Genomic DNA, 26,878 nt, shown 5'->3' on the forward strand with positions numbered 1-26,878 from the left:
CCCCCAACCACCACCTGCTCGTGGACCGGGACGCGAAGGGGCCGCTGCTCGCGCTGTCCGCGGACGCCCCCCGTCCACTTCTCCCGCCCCGCCATCGACGTGCTCTTCGAATCCGCCGCGGCCGTCTACGGCGCGCCCCTGGGCGGCGTCATCCTTTCCGGCGCCAACGCGGACGGGGCACTGGGGCTCCAGGCGGTGAGACGGCGGGGTGGCGTCACGAGGGTGCAGGCCCCCAACACCGCTCGCTCGCCCGCGATGCCCCAGGCGGCGCTCGCGGCCGGGCCGGTGGATTTCGTGCTGCCTCTTGAACAGATGCCCGCCGTCTTCCGGGCATGGGGAGATGGCGGTGCTATCTGACCTGTCCGTCCCCAGCAAGGAGCCCCTGCCCGTGGCTTCCCGGGTGAAGTGCCTGCTCGTCGATGACCTGGAGGAGAACCTCCTGGCGCTCTCCGCCGTGCTGCGGCGTGACGACGTGGAGGTGCACTGCGCCCGCTCTGGCGCGGAGGCACTGGAGTTGCTGTTGCAACACGAGTTCGCGCTCGCGCTCTTGGATGTGCAGATGCCGGAGATGGACGGCTTCGAGCTGGCGGAGCTGATGCGCGGCTCCGAGCGCACCCGCGACGTGCCCATCATCTTCGTCACCGCGGGCGGGGGCGCCCCCTGGCGCACCTTCAAGGGCTTCGAGGCCGGCGCGGTGGACTTCCTCTTCAAGCCGCTGGAGGCCCACGCGCTGCGCGGCAAGGCGGAGGTCTTCTTCCAGATGCACCGCCAGAAGCAGCAACTGGCGCAGCAACTGGACACGCTCGCGGAGACCCTGCGCCTCAACGAGATGTTCACCGCGGTGCTGGGCCACGACCTGAGAAATCCCCTCTCCGCCATCCTCACCGCGGCGGACCTGCTCCAGCGCCGCTCGGACGACGAGGCCGTGAAGAGGACGGCCACGCGGATGATGGCCGCCGGCAAGCGCATGGGCCGGATGATTGAAGACGTGCTGGACCTGGCGCGCGCGCGGCTGGCCGGCGGGATTCCCCTGCGCCGGGGCGAGACGGACTTCGGGCAGCTGGTGCAGCGCATGGTGCAGGAGCACCAGGCGGCGTGGCCGCGCCACCGCATCGAGGTGCGGCAGGACGGCGACCTCGTGGGGGACTGGGACGCGGACCGGCTGGCGCAGGTGGCCTCCAACCTCATTGGCAACGCGCTCCAGCACGGCGACGCCGTGGAGCCGGTGCGCATCCTCGTGGACGGCACGCGCGACGACGCCCTGCGCTTCACCATCACCAACGTGGGCGTCATCCCCGCCCACCTCTTGCCCTTCCTCTTCGACCCGTTCCGGGGCGGCCAGCAGCGCCGGGGCCGAGGGGAGGGACTGGGCCTGGGGCTCTACATCGTCCAGCAGATCATCCACGCGCATCAGGGCGGCGTGGAGGTGCTCTCCGGCGCCGGGCCCTACACGGAGTTCCGCGTGGAGCTGCCGCGCAAGGGCGTGGACGTCGTCAAGCTGTAGCGCCGTTGTCCGCGGGCACGCTGCCCGGCCCGTCCGACTCGTCCAGCGGCGGAAGCGTGTGCAGCCCCCAGCGCTGTCCCGCCTGCCAGGTGGCGACGCCGGAGACGCCCCAGCCGGCGCGCTGGGCCTCGCGGCCCTCGAACTCCAGCCAGAAGACGGCGGTGTCCGGCCGCGCCGCCTGGTCCAGGCAGGCCACGCGCGACAGCGTGCGCCCGTGCGAGTCCAGCGCCACGGCGAAGGGCTTGTGCGAGTGGCCGCAGAGCACCCACTTCGGGTGCACCGTGTCCACCAGCTTGCGCGTCACCGGGTTGCCAATCCACGGCGAGGGCAGCGGGCGCGAGGGGGCCAGCCGTTCGTCGCGGGCCTTCTGCACGATGCCCCGGGGCCACTCGTGCACCAGCAGCAGGTCCACGTCCCGCAGCGCGGACACCTGCTCCACCTCCGGCGCGCGGAAGTAGCCCGCCTGCTTCGCCGTATCCAGCGACGTGGGCCGCTTCAGCGGCTGGTCGATGAAGCGCGGCGCGTGGATGCCGGACAGGTACGCCACGCGCAACGGGCCCAGGGTGCGCAGGCCCGCGCGGCCCAGGTAGTGGACGTCCGGGGCCAGCTCGCCGCCGTCGGGCAGGTCGTGCAGCGCCTCGAAGTCCTCGTTGTTGCCGCCAATGAAGTACAGCGGCCGCTTCACGCGGCGGATGCCGTCCGCGTACTCGGCGAACTCCGCGGGCATGGCGCGCTTGGCGGCCTTGCGCCGGTGGTCGTCCGCGTGGCGGAAGGCCTCCACGTCCCCCACCGCCAGCACCAGGTCCACCCTCCGGCCGCGCGCCTGCTCCAGCGCATCCAGCCACGCCTCCACCCGGTGGAAGCGTCCATGGATGTCACCCAGCGCGGCGACGAGGAGGGAGTCCTGCGACATGTCCTTTACTCAAGGCCCCCCGCCCCGCCCTGTCGAGTCATCCGCCCCGGTCACTTTCCAGTGACGGACGAATGGCCGCCCTGGCTACGGGCAACCCAGCGGATAGGTGACTTCCACCACCGAGCCCGGGGCCGGGGCGCGCAGCCGGTCGAAGACGACGGCGTTTGCTCGCGCGTCATAGGACCAGCCCTCCGTCACCGGCAGCCCGTCCACCCGGACGGCGATGGCGCCGGGGTCCTCCGGCAGCTCCGACAGGGGGAAGGCGCGGTTGGGCCCGAAGGCGCTCTCCGACAGCTTCTCCAGCGACGCGGCCCAGTTGGGCGTGCAGATGCTGTCCACCACGCCGTTGAGCTTCCGGGCCAGCTCCATGTACCGGCTGCCGGAGCTGCTGGAGGTGGTGCAGGTGGTCAGGTCCTCCGGGCCCACCACGGCGTTGAAGCTCACCTTGGACGGGTCGTTCCCCTTCAGGGCCAGCAGGTAGGTCTCGTAGAAGGCCACCGGCTGGGAGCTGAAGTCCTCCTCGTCCGACAGCACGATGATGGCCAGCTTCGCCTCCTCGCGCAGGAAGCCGCCGTTGCCGTCGCCGGGCTGGGGCGTGCGCGGGTCGTCCAGGTTGTAGAGCAGCGGATCCGACAGCGCGCGGTACGTCGCGTCCAGGCCCTGCTCGTTCCAGTGGCACACCCCCACGTGCGTGTTGTTGGCGAAGACGCCGGACGCGTTGGGCGTCTCCGGCGTGATGATGCGCGGGCTGGAGCCGTCCACGGGGAACAGGCGCCCGTTCTCACCGCCCAGCGCGCCGCCGGGGCACTCGGACCAGCCGCCCGGGGACGGGTCCAGGCCGGTGGTGGTGACGCCGATGCGGTAGTCCACCTGCGCGGCGGTGGCCGCGGACAGGAAGGCCGCGAAGTTCTCACCCAGGCTCTGCTGCTCCTCCATCATGGAGCCCGAGTTGTCCACGACGAAGAGCACGTCCACGCGCGCCTCCGCCTGCTGGACGAAGCGGTCCGTCTGGTCCGTCTTCGCCAGGCCCCGCCCCACGAGCCCCGCGTTGTAGACGCCGCCGTCCTTCAGCGTGAAGCGCACCGTCGCCGCGTCCTCGCCCTCCTCCACGGGCGAGTACTTCGCGGTGAGCTTCACGCGCCCGCCCGCGGGAATCGTGGCCGGCAGCGCGCCGGACACCGCGAACTCCTGCCCCGGCTGCTCCAGCTTCATGCCCGACACCTTCACGTCCCCCGGGCAGTCGTTGTAGGCCATGAACTCGCGGGTGCGCGGGCCGCACACCAGCCGGTTGACGCCGAAGTCCACCGTGGTGGGCTGCACGGAGAAGCACCCCTGCACGCCCCGCCCCACCAGGTTCACCAGCGGGTGGCCGCGCGTGGGGTGGCTCACCCACCCTTCGGCGAGCCCCTGGAACTCCCCTTCGGACGGCGGCTGGAAGCGCACGACGAGCGTCATCTTCTTGCCGGGCTCCAGCACGCTGTTGGGCAGCGTCGACGCGCGGAAGGCCGGGTCCGAGCCGCTCGCCAACTGGAGCGCCGACAGGAAGCACGCCTCCGAGCCGGTGTTGCGCAGCGTCACCCCCAGCGCCACCTCCGAGCCCACCGGCACCTGGCCGAAGTCCAGCACCGACGGCAGCGCGTACTCGCACGGCGCGAAGGCCCTGCCCTCGCCCGCCAGCGTCACGCCGTCCGTGGAGGTGGAGGCGCGCTGGGTGGAGGTGACGGCCAGCTGCCCGCTGCTCGCGCTGCCTACGCCCGCGCGCGGGCTGAAGGTGATGCCCACCTTCAGCGTGCCCCCCGGCGCCACCGGATGGCTCGACGGCGGCTGCGCGAGCGTGAAGTAGCCCCCGGCCTGCGTGGTGAGGTGGAGCCCGGTGACGGTGGTCTCCTCGCGGCAGCGGTTGTTCACGGTGACTTCACGCGTGGCCGTCATGCCGAAGGCCACCGGCCCGAAGTCCAGGTGCGCGGGCGTCACCTCCACGCAGGACGCGCCGCCCTCGCCCGTCAGCGTCACCTTGGGGCCGGGCGAAGTGGTCTTCGGCTTGCGCACGGACACCTCCACGCGGCCGTCTCGCACCCGGCCGGCCGCCGTGGGCGTGAAGGCCACGCGCAGCTCCACCACCGCGCCCGGCGCCAGCACGTCGTTGGGGAGCGCGGGAGCGCTCACCACCTTGAACACGCCGGAGGGGTCCTCCAGCAGCGACGCGCCCTTGTAGCTGAGCGGCTCGGAGCCCAGGTTGCGCACGGTGATGCGCTCCTCGGCGGTGGCGCCCACCGCCACCCGGCCGAAGTCCACGCGCAGCGGCGTCACCTCCAGCGCGCCGGCCACGCCCATCCCCGTCAGCGTCACCACCGCGGGCTCGCAGCCGTCGCAGATGGCCACGTGCAGCGCCGCCTCCGCGTTGCCCAGCCGCACGGGGCTGAAGGCCACCGGCACCTTGCGCGTCTCGTGCGGCGCCAGCGTGGACGGCAGCCCCGCCCCGGCGGAGAACTGATCCGCGTCCGCGCCCTCCACCGACAGCACCAGCGGGCTCTCCACGTCGGAGGGGTTGCGCACCGTCACCTCGCGCATCTCCACCAGCCCCAGGTTCACGTTGCCGAAGTCGAGCGTCGACTCCGGCACCTCCACCAGCGCCTTCACGCCGCGCCCGCTGACGGGCACCTGCGTCGCCGCGCCGCCGGACGCGTCCGTGAAGAGCTCCAGCTGCCCCTGCACCGCGCCCTCCACGTCGGGAGCGAAGCGCACTTCAATCTCGTGCTCCGCGCCGGCCGTCAGCGTGAAGGGTTCGAACGCGGGGACGTGGACGTTGGGCAGCGACGAGCGCGCCCCCTCCACGCGGTAGGACGCGCGCCCCTGGTTCGCCAGCCGCAGCGTCATCGTCTTGGTGCGCCCCACCGCCGCCGCGCCGAACTCCAGGAGCTCCGGCCGTGCAGCGAAGCCTGTACGTGCCTGCTGTGAAGTGGGTCGCTCACACGCCGCCGCCGCCGCCACCACCAACGCCAACACCAGCCATCGGAGTCCACGCATACAGAGTCCCGTCCTTCCTACACGCGGCACCGGAGTCCCCCCACACAGGACTGCACGTGGCTCCGGTCAGCGTGGAAAGGTGCAACCCTGGTGCCTGGGCGTCCCAACGAGGTGCCGTCACGCCGCCAACACGGCAAACGGGCGCCCACGCAGGGGAACGGCATTTAACGGGTAAAGCAGGAGATTCCACGTTTCGTGGAAGCGACTGCAAAAGCTTCACAAACGGTCGATGCCACACCGACCCCTCACCCTCGGGGGCCGTGCGACTTCCAGCGGGGACGAGTGGCGCGCGCAGGACGGCCGGGGTGCCCGTCTGGCTGTGGGGATGCAGGCGGCGTTTCGGGGTGTTTCCGCTGAACTTCTCCGGACGTGCGCCTTTGCGTGCACCGGAACACCCTTTCAGTGATAAAGCGCGCCCCCATGTCCGAGCCCGACGTCATCTCCATCCGCGGTGCCAGGGAGCACAACCTCAAGACCGTCTCCCTGGACATCCCGAAGAAGAAGCTCGTGGTGTTCACCGGCGTGTCGGGCTCCGGCAAGAGCTCGCTCGCGTTCGACACGCTCTACGCGGAAGGCCAGCGCCGCTACGTGGAGAGCCTGTCCTCCTACGCGCGCCAGTTCCTGGGGCAGATGGAGAAGCCCCGCTACGACACGCTGCGAGGCCTGTCGCCCACCATCTCCATCGAGCAGAAGGCGGCCAGCAACAACCCGCGCTCCACGGTGGGCACCGTCACGGAGGTGCACGACTACCTGCGCGTGCTCTACGCCTCCATCGGTGTGCAGCACTGCCCCAACTGCGGCCGCAAGGTGGGCAAGCAGAGCGCGCAGCAGATCGTCGATGAGATCATGAAGCTGCCCGCGGGCACCAAGCTCCAGGTGCTGGCGCCCATCGTCACCAACCGCAAGGGCGAGCACAAGGACCTGCTCACCGAGGCGCAGAAGCGCGGCTTCTCCCGCGCGCGCGTGGACGGGAAGGTGCGCGAGTTGGAGGAGCGCATCGAGCTGGACAAGAAGTCCAAGCACGACATCGCGCTCATCATCGACCGGCTGGTGTTGAAGCCGGACCTGCGCACGCGCCTGACGGACTCCGTGGAGACCGCGCTGCGCGAGGGCAAGGGCACGCTCATCATCACGGATGAGAAGGGAACGCTCGCGTCCGACCGCGTGATGAGCGAGTTGAACGCGTGCCCCGCGTGCGGCCTGTCCTTCGGGGACCTGACGCCGGCGTCGTTCTCCTTCAACAACCCGCTGGGCATGTGCACGGACTGCAACGGCCTGGGCACCCGGCCGGAGATGGACGCGGACCTGCTGGTGCCGGACCAGACGCGCAGCATCCGTGACGGCGCGATTGAACCGTGGGCCAGCGGCATGAACCGCGGCGAGGGCTGGACAGCGGACTTCGTGGAGAGCCTGGCGTCCGCGTTCAAGATCGATCTGGACGTCCCGTACGCGAAGCTGACCAAGCGGGAGAAGGACGTCCTGATGAACGGCGCGAAGGGCAAGTCCTTCACCGTGCAGTGGGGCGACAACGGCCAGTACGACATGGAGTGGGAGGGCCTGCTCGCCCGCACCATGCGCAACTTCAAGACCACGACGTCCGAGGCGCGCAAGGCGGAGCTGCAGAAGTACTTCAGCGACAAGCCCTGCCCGTCCTGCAAGGGCGAGCGCCTGCGCCCGGAGAGCCGCGCGGTGAAGGTGCACCAGCGCACGCTGGTGGACCTGAGCCGGATGACCATCACGGAGGCGCGGGCGTTCCTGACGCAGATGGGCCTCTCCGCGCAGGAGGAGAAGATCGCCCAGGAGCTGCTCAAGGAGATCCGCAGCCGCCTGTCCTTCCTGGTGGACGTGGGCCTGGGCTACCTCACGCTGGACCGCACCGCGTCCACGCTGTCCGGCGGTGAGAGCCAGCGCATCCGGCTGGCGTCGCAGATGGGCAGCGAATTGACGGGCGTCATCTACATCCTGGATGAGCCCTCCATCGGGCTGCATCAGCGTGACAACGGCAAGCTGCTCACCACGCTCAAGCGCCTGCGGGATTTGGGCAACTCCGTCATCGTCGTGGAGCACGACGAGGAGACGATGGAGGAGGCGGACTACCTGGTGGACTTCGGCCCTGGCGCGGGCGAGCTGGGCGGGCAGGTGGTGTCCCAGGGCACGCCCAAGCAGGTGATGGCGGACACCCAGAGCCTCACCGGCGCGTACCTGTCCGGCCGCCAGGAGATTGAGATCCCCGAGTCGCGCCGCCCGGTGAACCCCAAGCACCAAATCTCCATCGTGGGCGCGACGGAGAACAACCTGAAGAACGTGGACGCGGACATCCCGCTGGGCATCTTCACGGCGGTGACGGGCGTGTCCGGCGCGGGCAAGTCCACGCTGATCAACGAGATCCTGTACCCGGCCCTGGCGCGCGCGCTCTACGAGAGCCGCGAGCCCATGGGCAAGCACAAGTCCATCAAGGGCCTGGAGCACCTGGACAAGGTCATCGACATCGACCAGCGGCCCATTGGCCGCACGCCGCGCAGCAACCCGGCCACGTACACCAAGGTCTTCGACGCCATCCGGGAAGTCTTCGCGATGACGCCGGAGGCGCGCACCTTCGGCTACGGCCCGGGCCGCTTCAGCTTCAACATCAAGGGCGGCCGCTGCGAGGCGTGCGAGGGCGACGGCGTGAAGCTGGTGGAGATGCACTTCCTGGCGGACGTGTACGTCCCCTGCGAGGTCTGCAACGGCAAGCGCTTCAACGAGGCCACGCTGCGCGTGCGCTACAAGGGCAAGAACATCGCGGAGACGCTGGATTTGAGCGTGCGCGAAGCGGTGGACCACTTCGGCGCGCACAAGGACATCATGCGCGTGCTCACCACGCTCACCGACGTGGGCCTGGGCTACCTGCGGCTGGGCCAGCCCTCCCCCACCCTGTCCGGCGGCGAGGCGCAGCGCATCAAGCTCGCCCGTGAGCTGGCCCGGGTGGCCACCGGGCGCACGCTCTACATCCTGGACGAGCCGACGACGGGCCTGCACTTCGAGGACATCCGCAAGCTCTTGTCCGTGCTCAACCGGCTGGTGGAGGCGGGCAACAGCGTGCTCGTCATCGAGCACAACCTGGACGTCATCAAGAGCGCGGACTGGCTCATCGACCTGGGGCCGGAGGGCGGCTCGGGCGGCGGGCAGATTCTGGCCACCGGCACGCCGGAGGACGTGGCCAAGGTGGAGGCCAGCCACACCGGGCGTTACCTCAAGCACGTGCTGGGCAAGGCGCGCCGGGCCCGCATTGGCAAGCGCGTGGACGCGGCCTGAGGGGCCCCGGTAGGGTGGGGGCATGGCCGAGACCTCGACCGCCCCCACCTCCCAGCGCTTCCCGCCCCAGATTCCCTACATCATCGGGAACGAGGCCTGTGAGCGCTTCAGCTTCTACGGGATGCGGAACATCCTCACGGTGTTCTTCATCGACTACCTCTTGCGCACGCAGGTGCCGGAGACAGGGCTGCGGGAGGCGCAGGCGAAGAGCCTGTTCCACCTGTTCATGGCGGGGGTGTACTTCTTCCCGCTCATTGGCGGTTACCTGGCGGACCGCTTCTTCGGGAAGTTCCAGACCATCTTCGTGCTGAGCCTCGTGTACTGCGGCGGGCACGCGTGTCTGGCGCTCTTCGAGGACAACGCGGCGGGCTTCTACACGGGCCTGACGCTCATCGCGATTGGCTCGGGCGGCATCAAGCCGTGCGTCTCCGCGATGGTGGGTGACCAGTTCACGGAGAAGAACCGCCACCTGGTGAAGAAGGTCTACGCCATCTTCTACTGGACCATCAACTTCGGTTCGTTCTTCGCGTCGCTGTTCGTGCCGCTGTTGATGACGAAGTTCGGACCGGCGGTGGCCTTCGGCGTGCCGGGCATCCTGATGTTCCTGGCGACGGTCATCTTCTGGGCCGGCCGCAAGCACTACGTGATGGTGCCGCCCACGGGCCCCAACCCGCATTCGTTCCTCAAGGTGGTGTTCAGCGCGCTCAAGGGTGACGCGCCGAAGGGCGCCCACTGGCTGGACAAGGCCAAGGCCGCGCACCCGCCCGAGGCGGTGGAGGGCGTGAAGGCCGTGTTCCGGGTGGCCGGGCTGATGCTGCCCTTCGTCCCCTTCTTCTGGATGTTGTTCGACCAGAAGGCGTCCACCTGGGTGGTGCAGGCGCGCGCCATGGATCCGCACGTGGGCAGCGTCGTGTTCCAGCCCAGCCAGATGCAGTTCATCAACCCGGCGCTGGTGATGGTGCTGATCCCGTTCCTCACCGTCATCATCTACCCGGCCTTCCAGCGCCTGGGCTGGGAGCTGACGCCGCTCAGGCGCATGCCCATGGGGCTGGTGTTCGGCGCGGTGTCGTTCGTCATCGCCGGCGTCTTCCAGGTGGTGATGGAGGGCGGCACGACGCTGAACATCGCCTGGCAGCTGCTGCCGTACATCGTGCTGACGCTGGGGGAGATCCTCATGTCCACCACGGGCCTGGAGTTCGCGTACACGCAGGCGCCCCGCGAGATGAAGGGCACCGTGCAGAGCGTGTGGCTGGTGACGAACACGCTGGCGAACGTGGCGGTGGCCATCGCCGCGGCGCTCAACGTCTTCACGGGCTCCGCCCAGTTCTTCTTCTACGCGGCCCTGGCGTCCGCGGCCGCCGTGGGCATGGCGCTGGTGGCCCGCAGGTACGTCGTGCGCGACTACTACCAGACGGACGCGCAGGCCCCCATGGACGGCCGCAACCCCTCGGTGGCGCCGAAGCCGGCTTAAGGCCCCAGCTGCACGGACGTATCCGCCGGGAAAGACGCATGCGGCCCCCGGCGGGGCAGCTCCACCGTGAAGGTGGCCCCCTGCCCCGCCGCGCTTTCCACCCGGACCGTTCCCCCCAGCCGCTCCACCAGCTGGTTCACGATGTGGAGCCCCAGGCCCAGCCCCCCGTAGTGGCGCGACGACACCGCGCGCTCGAAGGCGCGGAAGATGCGCGCGTGCCGCTCCGCCGGGATGCCAATGCCCTGATCCCGCACCTCCAGGCGGGCCATCACGGCGTCCCCCTCCACCCGGACTTCAATGGGCCGTCCTTCGCCGTACTTGATGGCGTTGGAGAGCAGGTTGGTGACGATCTGATCCAACCGCGACCGGTCCCACACGCCCGGCATCGCCGTGTCGGCGTGGACCCGGAGCCGCGTCCCCGACGTGGCCAGCTCCGGGGCGAAGCGCGCCGCGACGTCCCGGACCAGCGCGGCCAGGTCCACCTCCTCGAACTCCAGCTCGAGCCTTCCAGCCTGGATGCGTGAGACGTCCAGCAGGGTGTTGACGAGCTTCGCCATCCGCTTCGCCTGACGCTCGATGACCTCCAGCGAGTGGGTCACCGCGTCCACCCGCGCGGTTCCGAGCGCGCCTGCCCGGGCCAGGCGCGTCAAGCCCTGCACCGACAACTGGAGGGACGTGACCGGCGTCTTCAGCTCATGGGAGGCAATGGAGAGGAACTCATCCCGGAGGCCGATCGCCAGCTGGGCCTGCTGATAGAGGCGGGCGTTGTCCAGGGCCATCGCCGCGCGGCGGGCCAGCTCCTGCGCGAGCGCGAAGTCCGCCGGGCCATACCGGCCCCCTCCTTCCATGCGAGCGAGCGTGAGCGCGCCGAGCGCGTGCTCCCGCGCGAGCAGCGGCACCGAGATCCAGGACTGGAACTCGACGACCTCGGACAGGCCCTGCCCGTCCCGCACGCACCCCAGTGACATGGACGCGCACCCCTCCGGGCAGAACTCCGGCTCGCCCACGCGGAGCACCCTCCCCGGGCCGTGCTCGGCATCCAGGTCGGGCAGCGCGCAGTGCATCCGCGCGGGCACGGTGGCGCGCAGCGCCTGGGAGCGGGCCTCGGTGATGCGCTGGAAGGGATACCCCCCGTCCAGCAGGTCCACCGCGCACCAGTCGGCGAACCGCTGGACGGTCAGCGCGGCCACGCTGCGCAGCGCGTCCTCCGGGGCGAGCGAGCCGGTGAGCAGCCCGGACGCCTCCGCCAGGAGCGCGGAGCGCCCCTCCTGCTCCTCCGCGCGGGCGCGCGCCTGCTGCTCACGCTGGAAGGTCTGATCCCGCTCCTGCTCGGTCCGGCGGTGCTCGGTGATGTCGATGCCGGTGCCGATGACGTACTCAATCGCTCCGGACTCACCTCGCAGGACGTTGCTGGACCAGGAGATGAGGCGGCGCTCGCCCTTGCGCGTGAGCCAGTGATGCTCGGCCTGCTCGAACCCCAGCCCCGCCGCGAGCACCCCGAAGGTCTTCTCGACCCGCGCCGCTTCGTCCGGCGGCATGAGGCTCGTCCAGAAATACGCGCCGCGCAGCTCCTCGAAGGTGTAGCCCGTCACCGCCTGGCACGCCCGGTTGAAGCGGACGATCCTCCCCTGGGGATCCAGGACGATGACCAGGGCGCGGGCCGTGTCCAGCACCGCCGAGCTGAAGTCCCGCTCACGCTGGAGCGCGCGCTCGCTGTCCAGGGTCCGCGCGAAGAGCTGCCGGTGGACGAGCGCGGTGTGGAGCACGCCGCCGAGCCGCTCCACCATGCCCCGGTATTGCCGCGGCAGGTTCGGCTCGCGGTCGAAGTACAGCAGCAGCAGGCTGGAAGGGGCCCCGGCCCCGTCGATGGGCACGGACCACCGCACGAGCCCCGGCGAGTCCAGCTCCGGATAGGGCAGGTCGACCCAGAGGGGCGCTGGCAGCCCCGGGCGCGGGGGCAGCCCCGGAATCGGGAACTGGCGGGAGGCCGAGGACAGTCCGCTCGCGCCCAGCAGCCCCACCTGCCCCCGCTCATCCGGCTGGAGCCAGAGGGCGACCGCGCACCCCAGCCGCTCCGCGGCGCGGTCCAGGAAGTCGTCGGCGGGCTTGCAGGGATTGAGCAGATCCAGCGCCGCGACGGTGAGCTCCTGGAGCACGCTCAAGAGCGCGAGCCGCTCCTCGGTGAGCTTGTGGTCCCCGTCCGCGCCGTGGTCCGCCATGCGCCACCTCACTCCCTCATCCAGGCAGGGCGACCACCACCGCTGTCTTGTTGTGGAACTGGGGGACCGCGCCTCCCATGGCCCCCACCTCGCCCAGGGTCAGACAGCCCACGACCGGGACGCCCGCTCCCAGCGCGGCCTGGAACCGCGAGAGCTCGTCCCGGACGCCCTCCCCCAGGACGAGGTACCGGGAGACGCAATCGAACACCACCGCGCCGCCCAGCGTGCCAGGGGTTGCCTCCCGGGCCAGGGTGGCGGCGCCGGCCGCGGCGTCGAGCAGGTCCGTGCGCTTGCCCTCCATCACGCGGACCAGGGAGCCGTCCGGGACCTCGGCGATGAAGCGGACCGAGCCGTCGGGTTCGACGGCCAGGGGGTCGCGGATCACGAACTCGCCATTGGCCTGGGGAATCCCCAGCGGGTGGGTCATCGCGAAGCGGGGGAAACTGCGCACGTCCAGGGCATCCCCCCGGCTCTCGGCCGTGTGCCGGTAGGCCTCGAAGGCACGCTCGTAGTCCAGCTCCACGGCGACCGAGCCCCGGGCCTTCGTGACCTGCGAGGGCGGACCATACGGATACCAGCCGTGCTGGATGCCCACGCCAAAGGGTGACAGGGCATCGAAGGCAATCACGACCACCTGGTCCTGGTAGGCATGCCCTTGGGTGAACTGGGCCGTCTTCACGAACCGGACGTTGTTGCCCGCTCCGCCCCCCGCCCAACGGATGCCCGCGCCCGCCTCCTGCTGGGCCCCGCGCACGACCTCCGTCGAGTTGCCGCTCAGCGCGTCCGGAAGGACGAACAGCGTCCGCCGGTATCCGGGCGGCTTGGGAGACAGCTTGCTGACGGCCTCGGCCACCGCCGCGCGCCCGGCGGCCCTCGGGTTGACACTGACCGGACCGCCCATCCCCACGCCGACGCGGAAGTCGTCGCCGCGAAAGAGCGCGATGACCAGCCCCTGGAGCAGGAGCTCCGTCCCCACGAAGACGCCCGCCGCGCAGCACCCGGCCCAGGGGATGTCCCCGAGCTCCGCTCCGACCGCCGCCGCCAGCGCCGCCGCGTCGTACTGGTCCGTGCACAGCACGAGCGCGAACGTGGCGGCGTCCGCGCCGCGCAGCGCCTCCTGGCTCGCCTCCCGCGCGGCGGCGGTGCAATCCGGCGAGCGGCTCTTTCCAATCTGGATCCGCATGGGCTTCATGAATCGATACCCACGCGGGAGCGGGCGTGCAGGGTCCCCGCGGCGCATGAAAAACGCCGGAGCACCCTGGGGGCGCTCCGGCGTTCGTGTTTCAGCAAGGCTGCCCTGTCCGGCTCAGGTGGCCGGGTGGACGGTGCCTTCCTGGTGCGCGGGCGTCGGCGCGGGCGTCACTTCGTCCGTGCCGTGCATCATGCGCTTCAGCATGGGGGCGAGGAACAGCAGGATGACGCCCGCCAGGCCCGCGCCGATGACGATGGTGAGGAACACGCTGAACTCGCCCATCTTCTCCGAGTAGCCACCCAGCACGCCGGACAGCTTGTTGGCCACCGCGTTCGCCAGGAACCACACGCCCATCATCGCGGAGACGACGCGCTGGGGCGCCACCTTGCTCACCATGGACAGGCCCACCGGCGACAGGCACAGCTCGCCCATGGTGTGGAAGAGGTACGCCATGATGACCCACCACGCCGCCGCCTTGCCGTCCGCCGCGCTCTCCTTGGAGGCGCCCAGCATGAAGGCGAAGCCGACCGACAGGAAGATGAGCCCCAGGGACATCTTCACCGGGATGCTCAGGTCCTTGCCCTTCGCCGCCAGCGAGCCCCACACCGCCGCGAAGAGGGGCGCCAGCGTCACGATGAAGACGGAGTTGAAGTTCTGGAACCAGGTGGTGGGCACCTCCCAGCCGAACATGGTCCGGTCCACCTTCTGGTCCGTGTAGAGGTTCATCAGGCCGCCCGCCTGCTCGAAGCCCGTCCAGAACGCCACCACGAACAGCGCGATGATGAAGATGACGATGATGCGGTCCCACTCCTGGCGGCTGAAGGCGTGGTGCTTGCCGTCCGGCGTCGTCTTCTGCGCCTCGGTGGGGCGCGGCGCGGGCGCGAGGCCCACGTTGCCCAGGAACCTGCGCCCCAGCGCCATGAAGATGATCAGGCCCAGCGTCATGCCCACGCCGGCGGAGCCGAAGCCCCAGTGCCAGCCCACGCGCTCACCCAGCGTGCCGCAGATGAAGTTGCCCAGCACCGCGCCCAGGTTGATGCCCATGTAGAAGATGGTGAAGGCACCGTCGCGCCGGCCGTCACCCGCGGGGTACAGCCCGCCCACCATGGTGGAGATGTTCGGCTTGAAGAAGCCGTTGCCGATGATGAGGAAGCCCAGGCCCGCGTAGAAGATGGAGATGCCTGGGAGCGCTAGCAGCAGGTGTCCAATCACCATCAACGCGCCGCCCAGCACCACCGCCTTGCGCTGGCCGATGAAGCGGTCCGCGATGTAGCCGCCCAGGATCGGCGTCAGGTACACGAGGCCCGTGTACGTGCCGTAGAGGCTCAGCGCATCCGCCGTGGACCAGCCAAAGCCACCCCGCACCTTGTCGGTGAGGAAGAGCACCAACAGGCCGCGCATGCCGTAATAGGACATGCGCTCCCACATCTCGGTGGCGAACAACAAATACAGGCCCGGGGGATGCCCCTTGCGGGCCTCGCCCGCGGCGACGGTGCTTTGCATGCCGTGAGTTCCTCGAACGGATTCTTGGGAGGGGGAACGAAAAGTCGCGCGACTGTAACAGGAGTCCCGCCCTCGGCGAGGACAGAGGACCCCCCGCGTCCGTGGGAATTCCCGCCCCCTGCGCGAGCAGCCCTTCGGGCCCCCGCGCCCCGCCCGTTCGTGGCCGGGCGCGTCAGCCGAGCCGCCGCGACCACCGCCCGCCACTCGCACCCGTGGTGGGGGTGGAGGCCAGGGGCTCCGCGTGCGCGGGGCGCATGGGCAGCCGGACCTCCACGCGCGTGCCCTTCCCCAGCTGGCTGGTGATGTGGATGCGGCCGCCGTGTTGCAAGATGATGCGCCGGCTGAGCGCCAGGCCCAGGCCCGTGCCTTCACCCGCGGCGCGGGTGGAGAAGAAGGGCTGGAAGAGCCGCTCCAGGTCCTCCGGGCTGATGCCCACGCCGGTGTCCTCGATGGTGACGAGCGCCTCGTCGCCCTGCTGGGCCGTCTCCACCAGCACGCGGCCGGCGTCGCCCACCGCGCGCACGGCGTTGTCCAGCAGGTTGAGCCACACCTGGTTGAGGGTGCCAGGGTCGCCCCAGATGGGCTCCGCGCACTGGTACGCGCGCTCCACCACGACGCCCGGCGGGATGCGCCAGCCCAGCACGTTGAGCGTGGAGTCGAGCGATGCCTCCAGCCGCACCGACACCGGCTTCTCCGCCGTGCGCACGAAGGACAAGAGCGACTCCGCCAGGTGGCGGATGCGCTGGCCGCACTCCTCCATCACCTCCAGCATCGCGGGGCCCAGGTCCGGGTCGCCGCCCGTCTGCTTCCCCTGCATGACCTCTTTCAACGGGATGAGCGCGTTCATCAGCCCGTTGAGGGGGTTTCGCACCTCGTGCGCGAAGCCTGAGGTGAGCAGGCCGATGGCCGCCAGCCGCTCGTTCTCCGCCGCGCGCACGGCCGCCTCGCGCAGGCGCAGCTGCGTCTCCACGCGCGCCAGGAGCTCGCGCGGGCTGAAGGGCTTGCCCAGGTAGTCATTGGCGCCCGCGCCCAGGGCCTCCACCTTGGCGGACACCTCCTGGCGCGCGGTGAGCAGGATGACGGGCATGTCCACCGTCTGCGCGTGGGCGCGCAGCTGCACCAGGAGATTCAGGCCGGACTGCACCGGCATCATCACGTCGGACACCACCAGGTCCGGCCGCTCCTCCATCGCGCGGCGCGCGCCCTCTTCCCCGTTGGCGGCCTCCAGCACCCGGTAGCTGGGCGCGAGGATGTCCGCGATGAAGGCGCGGATCTCCGCGTCGTCCTCCACCACCAGGATGCGGGGGGCCTTCGCGTCCGCGCGCGTGTGGTCTTGCGGCTCCGTGGGGCGCTGGGCTCCGGCGACGGTGGCGGCCAGCACGGTGGCGAAGCGGCCGGAGCTGCGGCGCTCGCGGCGCGTGGGCAGGTCCGTGGCGCGGCGCTCGCGCAGGTCCTCGCGCAGGTGCTGGGTGCCCTTGGGCAGCCGCACGCGGAAGCTGGAGCCCTGCCCCGGCGTGCTCGACACCTCGATGCCGCCCGAGTGCAGGGCCAGCGTCTCCTTCACCAGCGCCAGGCCGATGCCGCTGCCCCCGAAGCGCCGCGTGCCCGTCGTGTCCGCCTGGGCGAAGCGGTCGAAGATGACGGCCAGGTCCGCGGGCGCCATGCCCTGCCCGGTGTCCACCACCTCCACGTGCACGTCCGTGTCGTCCTCGCGCAGCCGCACCGCGATGCTGCCGCCGGACGGAGTGAACTTGAGCGCGTTGGAGACCAGGTTGTGGAACACGCCTTCAATCCGCTCCGCGTCCGCGTGCACCGCGGACACCGGCCCGCCCTCCAGCGTGAGGGTGATGCCCTGCTTCTCCGCCACGGTGCGGAAGGGCAACAGCTGCGAGGACAGGAACGCGTGCAGCTCCAGCGGCTGGTAGCGCAGCCGCACCTTGCCCGCCTCCAGCTGCGCCAGGTTGAGCAGGTTGTCGATGAGCCGCAAGAGCCGCTGCGTGCTCCGGTCCAGCGTCACCAGGTGCTGCCGCAGCACCGCGGGCAGCGACTCCGGCTCCTTCTGGAGCGCGTCCAGCGACAGCAGGATGAGCGTGAGCGGCGTGCGCAGCTCATGGCTCACGTTGTCGAAGAACTCCGTCTTCAGCCGGTCCTGCTCGCGCTGCTTGACGAGCGCCGCCTCCAGCTTCTCGTTGGCCTCCGACAGCTCCCGCGTGCGCGCGATGACGCGGTCCTCCAGCGTCACCTTGCTGCCAAACACCTCGTCGTAGCGCTGCTGCAGCTCGCGCAGCGAGCCCATGTTCGCCTGGGCCTGCGCCGCGAGCAGCTCGTCCTTGCGCTTGAGCTCGCGCCACCGGTCCAGCCAGCCGCCCAGCGCGAAGCCGCCCATGCCCAGCGACGCCACGGAGAAGAGCGCGTCCCCCCAGCCCAGGTGCGTGGCCAGCAGCCCGCTCACCATGCCCAGGAGCAGGCCCAGGTAGTGGCCCCAGAGGGTGGGCGGATCCGTCCAGGTGAGGTGGTAGCGGCACGCATGGCCGCCCAGCGCCTGGCACTCCGACTCCCGCACCTCCGCGGGCGCCAGGCCCCAGATGGTGGGGAAGGAGGCGAACTGGCCCATGCGCAGCTCGCAGATGTTGCGGTTCTGCTCCGGGGTGCTGCTGCGGTAGGACAGCTTGAGCCGCTTGTGCTCCAGCAGGTCCACCGTGAACGCCCCCACCCGGTTGTAGCTGGGGGAGAAGTCGATGGTCTGCTTGTAGCAGGCCTTGGGCGAGCCGAAGGCGCGCAGCATGTAGAAGACGAAGCCCAGCGCCTGCGGCGACGCGGTGAAGAGGCCCGCCTCGCGCATGAAGCGCGAGTCGCCGGAGTCCTCGCGCAGCGCCGCGGCCACGCGCTCCAGGAAGCGCAGCGAGACGTAGTTGGTGGGCTGGCGCATGTAGTCCAGCCCCAGGCTGAACCCGTGCTCGCGCCACACCCGCGCCAGCCGCTCGGCGCCATAGCGGTGCTCGAAGAAGAGCAACAGCGTGGACGTGGCGCGGACGCTCACCTCGGGGGCGTTGTCCGCGGACACGTCCTGCACCTTCACCGCCGGCAGGCGTTGGGTCACGGCTTCGTTCCTTCGGTGACCAGCGTCACCGCGTACTTCAGTCCCTCCGGGTCCTCGAGCATGGCCAGGAAGTCGGCGCAGTGCGACTGGTAGGCCTCGAGCCCGCCCAGCACGGCCGCGCCCACCGGCGCCAACGCCTCGAAGCGCGTCTTCCAGTCACGCACGAGCCGCGCCTCCGCGGCGCCAGGGGAGAGGTAGAAGGGCATCAGGTGCACCCGCACGTCCGTGAGCCCCGCGCGGCGGAACTCAGAATACAGCTTGCGGCCCACGTACAGGTCGAACCCGCGCGCCGCCAGCGCCTCCACGATGCGCTGGGTGCCCACGCGCAGGTGCTCCGGGAAGGGCCAGTTCTGGAGGCCCAGCCCGTCGATGTCGGACACCACCACCCGCCCCCCGGGCCGCGTCACGCGGATGAGCTCCGCGAGCGCCACGTCCCGGTCCGGCAGGTACTCGAAGACATACTGGCTCCAAGCGTAATCGAACGCATCCGGGGGCAGGCCCGTGGTGCGCACGTCCGCCTGGAGGAACGTCACGTTCGGGCGGTGGGCGTTGCGCGTCCGCGCCTCCGCGAGGCGGCCCTCGTGCAGCTCCACGCCGGTGACGTGGCCGCCCGCCCCCACCCGCTCCACCATCAACTCCGCGATGCCGCCGGGACCGCAGCCAGCGTCCAGCGCGCGGTCCCCCGGCTTGAGGCCCGTGCGCAGGAGGATGTCGCGCGTGTCCTGGGACTGCTCCTGCTCCAGGAGGCGGCGGGCCTCTTCCGTGGATTCCATGAGGTACATCACCGCACCTCCTGCTTCTGGGCGAACGACGCGGCCTGGCCAGCGGACTGCTGCTTCGAGCGCCGCATGGGCATCTGCCGCTCGAAGAGCGAGCGCCAGGCCTCGCACCAGCGGCGCACCATGGAGCGGTGGAAGGTCCACTCGGAGAAGAGGCCCTGGTCCACGAAGCCCCAGGCGCCCAGCACCGGCACGTCCAGCGGGTCCACCAGGCCCAGCGCGGAGCCGCGGCCCCGCTCGCGCGCGTGCGCCATGCACCGCAGCGCCAGCGCCGTCACCGCGTCCTTCGCGCGGGGGTGCCGCCGGTCCGCCACCACCAGGTTGAAGCCGTTGGTGACCTCGATGAGGCTCAGGCCCGGCGTGGCCTCGTCCTGGAGCGCCAGCGCGAGGGGGCCTTCGTCCCCATCCACCACGAACATCCGCCGCTCGCGGTGCAGCCCCGCGGCCCGGAAGCGCGCGCCCAGGACGGACTCGGGGCCGGGGTCCGCGCCCAGGTCCTCGCTGAGCAGGCGCACCATCTCCCCCCGGCGGCGCAGGTACGACTCCAGCCACTGGCGGTCCTCCGGGCGCGCCTCGCGCACGGCCGGCAGCGCCCCCGCGTCCACGGTGGGCATCTGGGACAGGTCCGCGCGCAGGTAGTGGAACTGGCGCAGGTGGCACAGCCCCTGCCCTTCCAGCACGCGCGCCAGCCACGAGCCCAGCCGGTGCGGCCACCGGTTGTCGGTGCGCCACATGTAGCGGATGAACTCCACGTCCTCCATCGCCTCGCCCACCTCCACGGCGAGCGACGTGAGCTCGCTGGAGATCTGCTCGCTGCGCCGGAAGCTCGGCATCACCGCCAGGTGCTGCACCAGCCACGTGCCGGAGTACATGCGCAGGCCGTTGACGTGCCCCAGGAGCCGGCTCGCGTCCGTGAAGACGAGTGAGCGCCCCAGCTCGCGCGCGCGGCCCAGCCGCTCGTACGTCGCCTCCAGCACGGGCAGGACGCGGGACTCCTCGCCGAAGGGGTGGTCCGGGTGGAAGGTGTAGCGGGCGTCCGCCATCATCCGCCAGACGTCCGGGAAGCGGAACACCGCGGCGTCGCGGACCTGGGGGGCCCTCGCGGACACGAACGCGTCCACGATGGCGTCGCGCACCGCGCGCGGCATGTCCAGGATGCGCACGCCGCAGCGGTAGGGCCGCAGGCGCTGATCATGCCGGGACTCGAAGGGCACGACGTCCACCGAGCGCACCTCCACGCGGCACGCCGCCTCCGAGCCATCCGGCAGGAGCAGCATGGTGTCCAGCAGCGAGCCCACCGGCAGCACCTCGCACGACGCGTCGATGGGGAAGGCGAACCCGCCCGCGCCCAGGTCCAGCACCGCGCGGGTGATGCGCTGGCCGCTGAACGGCGAGGTGAAGCGCACGAGGAAGCGGTGCTGCGCGCTGGGGCGGAAGCGCTGCTGGCCGCGCCGGTTCTCCACCGCGAGCGAGCGGGGCATCCCCAGCGCCACGCCGTCATGTCCCACGTGGAGCATGCTGGTGACGCCGCGGTAGCGCTGGCCGCCCATCTCGAAGGAGAGGTGGACCACCTCGCCCACGCTCGCGGGCAGCACCGGGGACACCTGCCCGCGCAACAGGCCCCGTTCGTCGGAGGGCTCCACCGTGGCGGACTCCAGGAGGAAGTGCGCCGTCTGGCTCTCCGCGGGGTGCAGCCACACGGGCAGCTCGCGCCGGAGCGCCTTGCGCAGCGCGGCCTGCACCGCCACGGCGTCCCGCAGCGTGCGCGGCGGCGCGGCGGTGGACTCGTCATGCGCCAGCCGCCAGGAGATGCCCACGCGCAGGAACGCGTGCGTCCCCTGCTGGACGGGGGTGGCGTGGCGCACGTAGGCGCGGGCCACGTGCAGCACGGGCCGGCCGTCCCGCAGCATGGTCAGCGAGTCCAGGGGCGTGCCCGGCAGGAAGGCCGCCAGCGACGCGTCCATGGGGACCTGGAGCGCGGCGCCGAAGTGGCCCAGGTCCTGGCACTCGGCGCTGAAGGCCTGGCCGCGCAAGAGGAAGTCCACGCGCATCCCGGCATCCAGCGACACGCGCGTGGAGGCGCGCAGCTGGAGGATGTCGCGCAGGCGCATCTGCAATTCGCCTTCGGTCAGCGCGTCGTCCACCGTGCTGAAGACGTGCCCCTCCGCGGCCGTCTCCACCAGCTCCTCCAGCCCGTGCTGATCCGACCGGGCGCAGACGAACACGCAGACGGCCTCCGGCGCCGCGCGGTCCACGTGGCGCAGGAAGCGGCGCGCGTTGTCCGCGGGCGCGATGATCAACGTGGGCGCGGTCGCCTCCATGCGCCGCGTGGCTTCCAGCTGAGAGCCCACCACTGAAACGCGGTGCGTGTTCAACGCGGACTTCAGCGCGTTGCGACGCATCTCGTTGGGGTGGACGATGAGGACTTCGTGGGTCGGCACGCTCATGGATTTCCCCCGACGCGCAAGAGACACATCGGCGCCCGTGCATGGCGCCATTCCCGTCGACGCGGGGCTCGCACGCGCCCCGTTCCCGCCATCCGCATGTCTTGAGTGTCCGAGCCAGGTGCTCTCTCTGTTGCCAGCGGGCCCGCGCTGAAACGCCATCCCGGTGAGCCGCCGGCGAACAACCACCGCGTACTTTACCTGCTCCTATGGATTAGGTGATGTACGCGGGGGTGAGAGGACTTTTCGGAATAGGTTAAAGACGCGCGGTCGCGTGGGACCCCTTGGTGGGTAGGGACGCACGCACGGGAGCCGGCGGAGAGCCCTGGCCCCAGGCCGCGAACGCCGTTACAGAATGCGCGGGCGACGAGGAGGCCCCCCATGGGCGAGACGGTGGATTACGAGGGCGGAATCCGGGAGCTGAAGCGCTCCATGAACGCGGTCATCCTGGCGCACTACTACCAGGAGAGCGAAGTGCAGGACGTGGCCGACTTCGTCGGTGACAGCCTGGCGCTGGCGCAGGCGGCGGCGCGGACGGAAGCCGACGTGATTGTTTTCTGCGGTGTGCACTTCATGGCGGAGACCGCCAAGATTCTGAATCCCAGCCGACAAGTGCTGCTTCCGGACCTCAAGGCCGGCTGCTCGCTGTCGGACCGGTGCCCGCCCGCGGCCTTCAAGGCGTTCAAGGACAAACACCCGGGCGCCTTCGTGGTGTCGTACGTGAACAGCTCCGCCGCGGTGAAGGCGATGAGCGACGTCATCTGCACGTCGTCCAACGCCGTGCGCATCGTGAACCAGATTCCGAAGGACCGCCCCATCCTCTTCGCGCCGGATCAACACCTGGGCCGGCACGTGATGAAGCAGACGGGCCGCGACATGGTGCTGTGGCCGGGCAGCTGCATCGTCCATGAAATCTTCAGCGAGAAGAAGCTCGTGGGGCTGAAGGTGGAGCATCCGGACGCGGAGGTGGTGGCCCATCCGGAGTGCGAGCAGCAGGTCTTGCGGCACGCGGACTTCATCGGCTCCACCAAGGCCATCCTGGATTACGTGGTGAAGAGCCCGAAGAAGAAGTTCATCGTGGTGACGGAGGCGGGAATCCTCCACCAGATGAAGAAGGCCGCGCCGGACAAGACGTACCTCCCGGCGCCCCCGGACAACGGGTGCGCGTGCAACGAGTGCCCGTACATGCGCCTCAACACGCTGGAGAAGCTCTACCGCTGCATGAAGGACAGGACGCCGGAGCTGGTGCTGCCGGCGGACCTGCAGCACGCGGCGCTCGCCCCCCTGCAGCGGATGCTGGAGTGGTCCGCCTGAGGGAAGCGGGCCGCGGGGACTGTCGCCCGCGTCCCACGTTCGCCAACTCGCGCCTTGCGGATGGCGGGCCCAAGTGCCATGGAAGGGACGTGGCCTTCCGATTTCTCGCACTTCCCGCCCACCGGCTGGTGGACTTCCCCAAGACCCTGCCGGACGAAGAGCGCCTCGAGCCGGACCTGCCCCCGGTGCACGAGGCCGTGGAGCGAGCCCTCGCCGGCGCCGAGTTCCGCGACCTGAAGGCCCGCGACCGCCTGCGCGCCCTGCTCCAGGGGGACCGTCCAGCGGCCCTGGGCTCGCCGGGCAAGGGCTTTGGCCCGAGCGCCATCTTCGCCCAGCCGCCCCAGGACCTGCCGGCGCTGCTGCGCCTGGCGGATGAGCTGGAGCACCTGGCCCGCCGGGAGGCCGGCGAGCGCGCGCTGGTGTGGAAGTGCGGCCAGTGCGGCGCCCGCTACGCGGTGCCGGTGGCCCTGGTGCGCCAGGTGTCCATCCGCTGCGAGCGCTGCGGCAACCCGGTGCAGCTGTCCTCGCAGGAGAGCCTGGGCGAGGAGGCCCTCATCGACCCGTTCCAGGGCGCGGTGAACAGCAGCCGGCACCAGCTGGCGGCCTTCTTCCGCGAGGCCATGGCGCGCGGCTGGCCGGTGCTCGTGGCCGAGGGCGGAACCCCTGCCCCGCGCGGGCGTCCTTCCAGCCCGGCGGCCTGAGCCACCTCGCCGGTGTTCCCACGGGGGCCCTTCACGGGCCCCCTTTTCGTTTCAGATGAAGATGCCGGCGGAGGCGTCGTTGCGCGCCTCCTGGAGCTCCTGCGTGGCGGGACGGCCGCGCAGCGCATCCATCACCTGGCGCGGCGCATGGCGCCCCGAGCACTTGGAGCACTCGCACTTGCCGCGCTTGCAGGTGCAGTCCGCCTTGCTGCCGCAGGAGCACTTCGCCGACAGCAGCTGATCCAGCTCCTCCAGGGGGCGCGGCGCGTCGTCCTGCTTCGCCTCCGGAGCCCCGCGGGTCTCCGGTGCCGGCGTCTGGGGCGCGGTGCCCGTCTTGGAGGCAGCGGCCGCCTTCGCATGGGCCTCGCAGGCGTGGGCGCTGGTGGGCAGGAGCCAGAGGCCTCCCAGCAGCAAACCCGCGGTCATCAACGTCGCGCTGCGTGCCATGTCCGTTCTCCTTCGCGAAGGCCCGGGGGGAGGCGCCCGCCGTCCCGGCCTATAGCCCAGGGCACTCCCCCTGCCAAGGCATTCGCACGTACCTTTGCCTACCCTTCAACGGAGCCCACGGTGCGCTCGCCCGGCGCGGGGGCGCGCGCGTACAGTCCGCGCCCTCCTGCCCGTGACGAACCGAACCGCCCGCATCGCCTTTGCCGCCGCGCTCGTCCTGGGGGCGCTCCCGCTCTGGGTGTCGCGCCTGCTGCCCATGGTGGACCTGCCGCAGCACCTGTACCTCATCTCGGTGCTGCACCGGCTGGACGACCCGACGACGCTCTACCCCACGCTGTTCGCGGCGCGGCACGAGCTGACGCCGTACCTGGGCTACTACTACCTCGTCAGCGCGCTCAACTGGCTGTTGCCGCTGGAGCTGGCCAACCGCGTCTTCCTCACCGCGTACGTGGTGGGCATGCCGCTGGGCATGGCCTTCCTGTCGCGCAGCCTGGGCCGGCCGTCGTGGCCCGCGCTGCTCACGCTGCCGCTCGCGTACGGGGACAGCTTCGGCTGGGGCTTCATCAACTACCTGGCGGCCCTGCCGCTGACGCTCGTGTGCTGCGGCCTCTTCGTGCGGACGCTGACGGACGCGCCGCGCCGGCCGCGCTGGGGCGTAGGGCTGGCGGTGTGCCTGGTGGCGGTGCTGCTCTTCCACGTGCAGGCCTTCGGGTTCCTGGCGTTCGGGCTGCCGTGGCTGCTCGTCACCACGCCGGTGCCGGAGGACGCGGCGGCCAGCGGCATCGTGGCCCGGCTGCGGCCGCGCGTGCCGGCGCTCCTGGGCGTGGTGCCCGGCGTGGCGCTGTTCCTGTCGTGGGTGGTGCTGCGGTTCGGCAACCCGCCGGACATCCAGCCGGGCGCGCCGTGGAAGGCGTGGGGGCCCACGTTCTCGCCGCAGAACCTGGCGTGGAAGGGCTTCGAGCAGAACCGCGCGGAGTTCTTCCAGGTGCTCGCCAACACGTTCCACGACGGCTCGGACCGCTGGCCGCTGTATGCCGTAAGCGCGGTGGCGGTGGCGGGCTGGGTGCTGGGGCTCGTGCAGCCGGGGACGCGGCGCGAGGGCCCGGTGGCGCGCTGGCGGCTGCTGGGGCTGGGCGTGCTGGCGCTGGCGCTCTACTTCCTCCTGCCCTTCGACATCCGGGGGTACGTCTACTACCTCAACACGCGCTACGCGCACCTGGCCGCGGCGCTGCTGGTGGCGAGCATGCCGGCCGCGCGCGCGGACTGGCGGCGGCCGTTGGGGCTCGCCGCGGCGGCGAGCGCGTTGCTGCTGGCCTTCGTGATGGGGCGCGGCTTCCAGCGCTTCTCCCAGGAGGCCCGGGAGCTGGAGGCGCTGTCCCAGCTGGCCGCGAATCGGCCGAAGGTGATGGGGCTGGTGTTCGACCCGCGCTCCAGCGTGGTGCGCTTCCCCGTCTTCATCCACGCCGCGGCGGTGGTGGCGCGCGAGCGCGGCGGGGTGCCCAACTTCACCTTCGCCACCACGCCCCACTCGCCGCTGCGCTACCGGGGGGAGGTGCCGCCCACCTTCCCTTCGGAGTGGCGGCCGCAGGAGATGAACTACGCGACGCAGGGCAGCTGGTACGACCACTTCCTGGTGCGCGGGGTGCATCCGTCGCGCGTCTTCGGCGCCCGGCTCCAGTCGGAACTGGTCATCGTGGGACAGAGCGGAGGGAGCTGGCTGGTGCGGCGGCGGTAGGGCGTGAAGTAGAAACCGGCGCATGAGCCCTGCCTCCACCGAGCCCCGTCCCCTGCTGGATGCGTTGCGCGCCGGCACGCCCCTGCCCGCCTTCCCGGAGGCGGACGTCGCCCAGGCCCGGAAGCTCGCGGACGACGTGGGCTCCGCGTCCGCCTCGGCCGTGGAGGCCCTGCCCGAGCCCCTGGCGGGCGCGGTGCTGGAGGCCGCCGTGCTGGCGGGCCAGGTGGCGCTGCCGGAGGCCCTGTCCGCTTCGCCGGTGAAGCCGCTGGCCAAGGCCGCGAAGAAGGCGCTCTACCGGCTGCGCTCGCGCGGCGTCACCCCGCCGGAAGCGCCCAAGGAGGCGCCCCCGGCTCCCGCCCCGGAGACGCTGCCCACGCTGGTGACGGTGGTGTCGTCGGCGGGGCAGTACGGCTTGCTGCTCACGCGCGTGGTGCGCGGCGGCGTGGAGCTGCTCCAGGTCGTCGCGTCGGATGAGCAGGGCGTGCTGGAGCTCACCCGCACGGAGCAGAGCCGCGGGGACATCCGCCGCATCCTCAAGCACGGGCTGAAGAACGGCTTCGGCATGGAGGTCTCCCGCGAGGAGGGGGCCCGCCTGCTCGCCGAGGCCGTTGCCCTCAACCTGCGCACCCGCACGCCCTTCCCGCCGGACCTGGAGGCCGCGCTGCGCCACCACGGGGTCCAGCCCCAGGAGCCCGAGCCCCTCCCCGCCCCCGAGCCCGACGACGTGCGCCGCGCGCTGGAGGGCGATCAGCTCCATGCGACGCCGGAGATCGCCGAGTGGGTGCCGCCCGACGCGGAGGTGCGGGGCCTGATGGAGCAGGTGCAGGCGCTGGCCTCGAGCCCGCTGGCGCTGAGCGGGCCCCAGCGCAAGGAACAGGTGCGGCAGCGGGTGCTGGACGCGGCGCGGGCCTTCTTCACCCCGGAGGTGCGCCAGCGCTACGCGCGCCGCCTGTGGCGCATGGCGGCCTTCTTCGACGCGACCGCGCGGGCCCTCCAGGCGGACATCGCCAGGGGCGAGGCGCGGCGCCTCTTCCACGGACTCGACGAGCCCTTCTCGCTCTTCGCGGAGGCGCTCTTCGCCAAGGTCCTGGTCCTGGCCGCGGCGGGTGCCCAGGCCCAGGCGGAGCAGGGCGCCCCGGCCCCCGAAGCGCCTCCTGCCGCCCCCACGGGCGAGCGGCGCAGCCCCGGCGGCCTCATCCTGCCCTGACGGCACCCCGGAGCCCTCAGGAGGAGCC

The 26,878-nt window shown here is 71.1% G+C and carries 17 protein-coding genes; 8 read left to right on the forward strand and 9 right to left on the reverse strand.

Annotated elements, in window-relative coordinates; all coding sequences use genetic code 11:
* The first annotated feature begins 99 nt into the window (after window positions 1–99).
* Entirely contained in the window at window positions 100–357 is a 258-nt protein-coding gene (locus D7W82_RS42115) for a chemotaxis protein CheB (protein ID WP_255417076.1), read from the forward strand.
* Window positions 341–1,504 carry a hybrid sensor histidine kinase/response regulator gene (locus D7W82_RS00180; protein ID WP_233587200.1) on the forward strand — a complete coding sequence of 388 codons (1,164 nt, stop codon included), beginning with the start codon at window positions 341–343 and terminating at the stop codon, window positions 1,502–1,504. The genes D7W82_RS42115 and D7W82_RS00180 overlap by 17 nt, the downstream gene beginning before the upstream one ends.
* On the opposite strand, the gene D7W82_RS00185 is transcribed toward D7W82_RS00180, so the two are convergent.
* Together D7W82_RS00185 and D7W82_RS00190 are read right to left on the reverse strand one after the other, a co-directional pair.
* Window positions 1,494–2,417 carry a metallophosphoesterase gene (locus D7W82_RS00185; protein ID WP_120616353.1) on the reverse strand — a complete coding sequence of 308 codons (924 nt, stop codon included), beginning with the start codon at window positions 2,415–2,417 and terminating at the stop codon, window positions 1,494–1,496. The two genes, D7W82_RS00180 and D7W82_RS00185, sit on opposite strands and share 11 nt — an antisense overlap.
* A gap of 84 nt (window positions 2,418–2,501) precedes the next feature.
* Entirely contained in the window at window positions 2,502–5,444 is a 2,943-nt protein-coding gene (locus tag D7W82_RS00190; RefSeq protein WP_120616354.1) for a choice-of-anchor D domain-containing protein, read from the reverse strand.
* Window positions 5,445–5,864: 420 nt separating this feature from the next.
* Between D7W82_RS00190 and uvrA the strand changes: the two genes are divergently transcribed.
* Window positions 5,865–8,738 carry an excinuclease ABC subunit UvrA gene (gene uvrA / locus D7W82_RS00195; protein ID WP_120616355.1) on the forward strand — a complete coding sequence of 958 codons (2,874 nt, stop codon included), beginning with the start codon at window positions 5,865–5,867 and terminating at the stop codon, window positions 8,736–8,738.
* 22 nt (window positions 8,739–8,760) lie between these two features.
* Window positions 8,761–10,209 (forward strand): POT family MFS transporter, encoded by a 1,449-nt coding sequence (locus D7W82_RS00200; protein WP_120616356.1) that lies wholly within the window; start codon window positions 8,761–8,763, stop codon window positions 10,207–10,209.
* On the opposite strand, the gene D7W82_RS00205 is transcribed toward D7W82_RS00200, so the two are convergent.
* The 6 genes from D7W82_RS00205 to D7W82_RS00230 all read right to left on the reverse strand — a co-directional run bounded on the left by D7W82_RS00205 (window position 10,206) and on the right by D7W82_RS00230 (window position 21,449).
* Window positions 10,206–12,440, reverse strand: coding sequence for an ATP-binding protein (locus tag D7W82_RS00205; RefSeq protein WP_233587201.1), 2,235 nt, complete (start codon window positions 12,438–12,440; stop codon window positions 10,206–10,208). The two genes, D7W82_RS00200 and D7W82_RS00205, sit on opposite strands and share 4 nt — an antisense overlap.
* 4 nt (window positions 12,441–12,444) lie before the next feature.
* Window positions 12,445–13,620, reverse strand: coding sequence for an FIST signal transduction protein (locus D7W82_RS00210; protein ID WP_233587202.1), 1,176 nt, complete (start codon window positions 13,618–13,620; stop codon window positions 12,445–12,447).
* A gap of 114 nt (window positions 13,621–13,734) precedes the next feature.
* The gene (locus tag D7W82_RS00215) at window positions 13,735–15,123 is read right to left on the reverse strand and encodes a peptide MFS transporter (RefSeq protein WP_120616359.1); all 1,389 of its coding nucleotides are present in this window, start codon (window positions 15,121–15,123) and stop codon (window positions 13,735–13,737) included.
* A gap of 172 nt (window positions 15,124–15,295) precedes the next feature.
* Entirely contained in the window at window positions 15,296–18,223 is a 2,928-nt protein-coding gene (locus D7W82_RS00220; protein ID WP_120616360.1) for an ATP-binding protein, read from the reverse strand.
* A complete protein-coding gene (locus D7W82_RS00225; protein WP_171424062.1) occupies window positions 18,220–19,005 on the reverse strand; it encodes a methyltransferase domain-containing protein in 786 nt (261 codons plus the stop codon). Before D7W82_RS00225 ends, D7W82_RS00220 begins: the two co-directional genes overlap by 4 nt.
* Window positions 19,005–21,449, reverse strand: coding sequence for a PilZ domain-containing protein (locus D7W82_RS00230; RefSeq protein ID WP_120616361.1), 2,445 nt, complete (start codon window positions 21,447–21,449; stop codon window positions 19,005–19,007). The genes D7W82_RS00225 and D7W82_RS00230 overlap by 1 nt, the downstream gene beginning before the upstream one ends.
* 378 nt (window positions 21,450–21,827) lie before the next feature.
* On the opposite strand from D7W82_RS00230, the gene nadA reads away from it, so the two are divergent.
* Entirely contained in the window at window positions 21,828–22,760 is a 933-nt protein-coding gene (gene nadA / locus D7W82_RS00235) for a quinolinate synthase NadA (protein WP_120616362.1), read from the forward strand.
* Between the two features lie 89 nt (window positions 22,761–22,849).
* Complete coding sequence (locus tag D7W82_RS00240) at window positions 22,850–23,461, forward strand: hypothetical protein (RefSeq protein WP_120616363.1); 612 nt, start codon at window positions 22,850–22,852, stop codon at window positions 23,459–23,461.
* Between the two features lie 51 nt (window positions 23,462–23,512).
* Here the strand turns inward: D7W82_RS00240 and D7W82_RS00245 are convergent, their stop codons facing one another.
* A complete protein-coding gene (locus D7W82_RS00245; RefSeq protein ID WP_120616364.1) occupies window positions 23,513–23,908 on the reverse strand; it encodes a metallothionein in 396 nt (131 codons plus the stop codon).
* A 172-nt stretch (window positions 23,909–24,080) separates the two neighbouring features.
* On the opposite strand from D7W82_RS00245, the gene D7W82_RS00250 reads away from it, so the two are divergent.
* Together D7W82_RS00250 and D7W82_RS00255 are read left to right on the forward strand one after the other, a co-directional pair.
* Window positions 24,081–25,643, forward strand: coding sequence for a hypothetical protein (locus tag D7W82_RS00250; protein WP_199727651.1), 1,563 nt, complete (start codon window positions 24,081–24,083; stop codon window positions 25,641–25,643).
* Window positions 25,644–25,665: 22 nt separating this feature from the next.
* Window positions 25,666–26,850 carry a hypothetical protein gene (locus D7W82_RS00255; RefSeq protein WP_120616366.1) on the forward strand — a complete coding sequence of 395 codons (1,185 nt, stop codon included), beginning with the start codon at window positions 25,666–25,668 and terminating at the stop codon, window positions 26,848–26,850.
* The last annotated feature ends 28 nt before the right edge of the window (window positions 26,851–26,878 follow it).

Origin of the sequence: Corallococcus sp. CA049B (assembly GCF_003611685.1) — a bacterium.
Lineage (GTDB): Bacteria > Myxococcota > Myxococcia > Myxococcales > Myxococcaceae > Corallococcus > Corallococcus coralloides.

Excerpts from the sequence above, each read along its gene's own strand:
- D7W82_RS00215 (WP_120616359.1), bottom strand. The coding sequence starts at position 15,123 with ATGCAAAGCACCGTCGCCGCGGGCGAGGCCCGCAAGGGGCATCCCCCG.
- D7W82_RS00185 (WP_120616353.1), bottom strand. The coding sequence starts at position 2,417 with ATGTCGCAGGACTCCCTCCTCGTCGCCGCGCTGGGTGACATCCATGGA.
- D7W82_RS00200 (WP_120616356.1), top strand. The coding sequence starts at position 8,761 with ATGGCCGAGACCTCGACCGCCCCCACCTCCCAGCGCTTCCCGCCCCAG.
- D7W82_RS00255 (WP_120616366.1), top strand. The coding sequence starts at position 25,666 with ATGAGCCCTGCCTCCACCGAGCCCCGTCCCCTGCTGGATGCGTTGCGC.
- D7W82_RS00245 (WP_120616364.1), bottom strand. The coding sequence starts at position 23,908 with ATGGCACGCAGCGCGACGTTGATGACCGCGGGTTTGCTGCTGGGAGGC.
- D7W82_RS00210 (WP_233587202.1), bottom strand. The coding sequence starts at position 13,620 with ATGAAGCCCATGCGGATCCAGATTGGAAAGAGCCGCTCGCCGGATTGC.
- D7W82_RS00230 (WP_120616361.1), bottom strand. The coding sequence starts at position 21,449 with ATGAGCGTGCCGACCCACGAAGTCCTCATCGTCCACCCCAACGAGATG.
- nadA (WP_120616362.1), top strand. The coding sequence starts at position 21,828 with ATGGGCGAGACGGTGGATTACGAGGGCGGAATCCGGGAGCTGAAGCGC.
- D7W82_RS00190 (WP_120616354.1), bottom strand. The coding sequence starts at position 5,444 with ATGCGTGGACTCCGATGGCTGGTGTTGGCGTTGGTGGTGGCGGCGGCG.
- uvrA (WP_120616355.1), top strand. The coding sequence starts at position 5,865 with ATGTCCGAGCCCGACGTCATCTCCATCCGCGGTGCCAGGGAGCACAAC.
- D7W82_RS00180 (WP_233587200.1), top strand. The coding sequence starts at position 341 with ATGGCGGTGCTATCTGACCTGTCCGTCCCCAGCAAGGAGCCCCTGCCC.
- D7W82_RS00225 (WP_171424062.1), bottom strand. The coding sequence starts at position 19,005 with ATGTACCTCATGGAATCCACGGAAGAGGCCCGCCGCCTCCTGGAGCAG.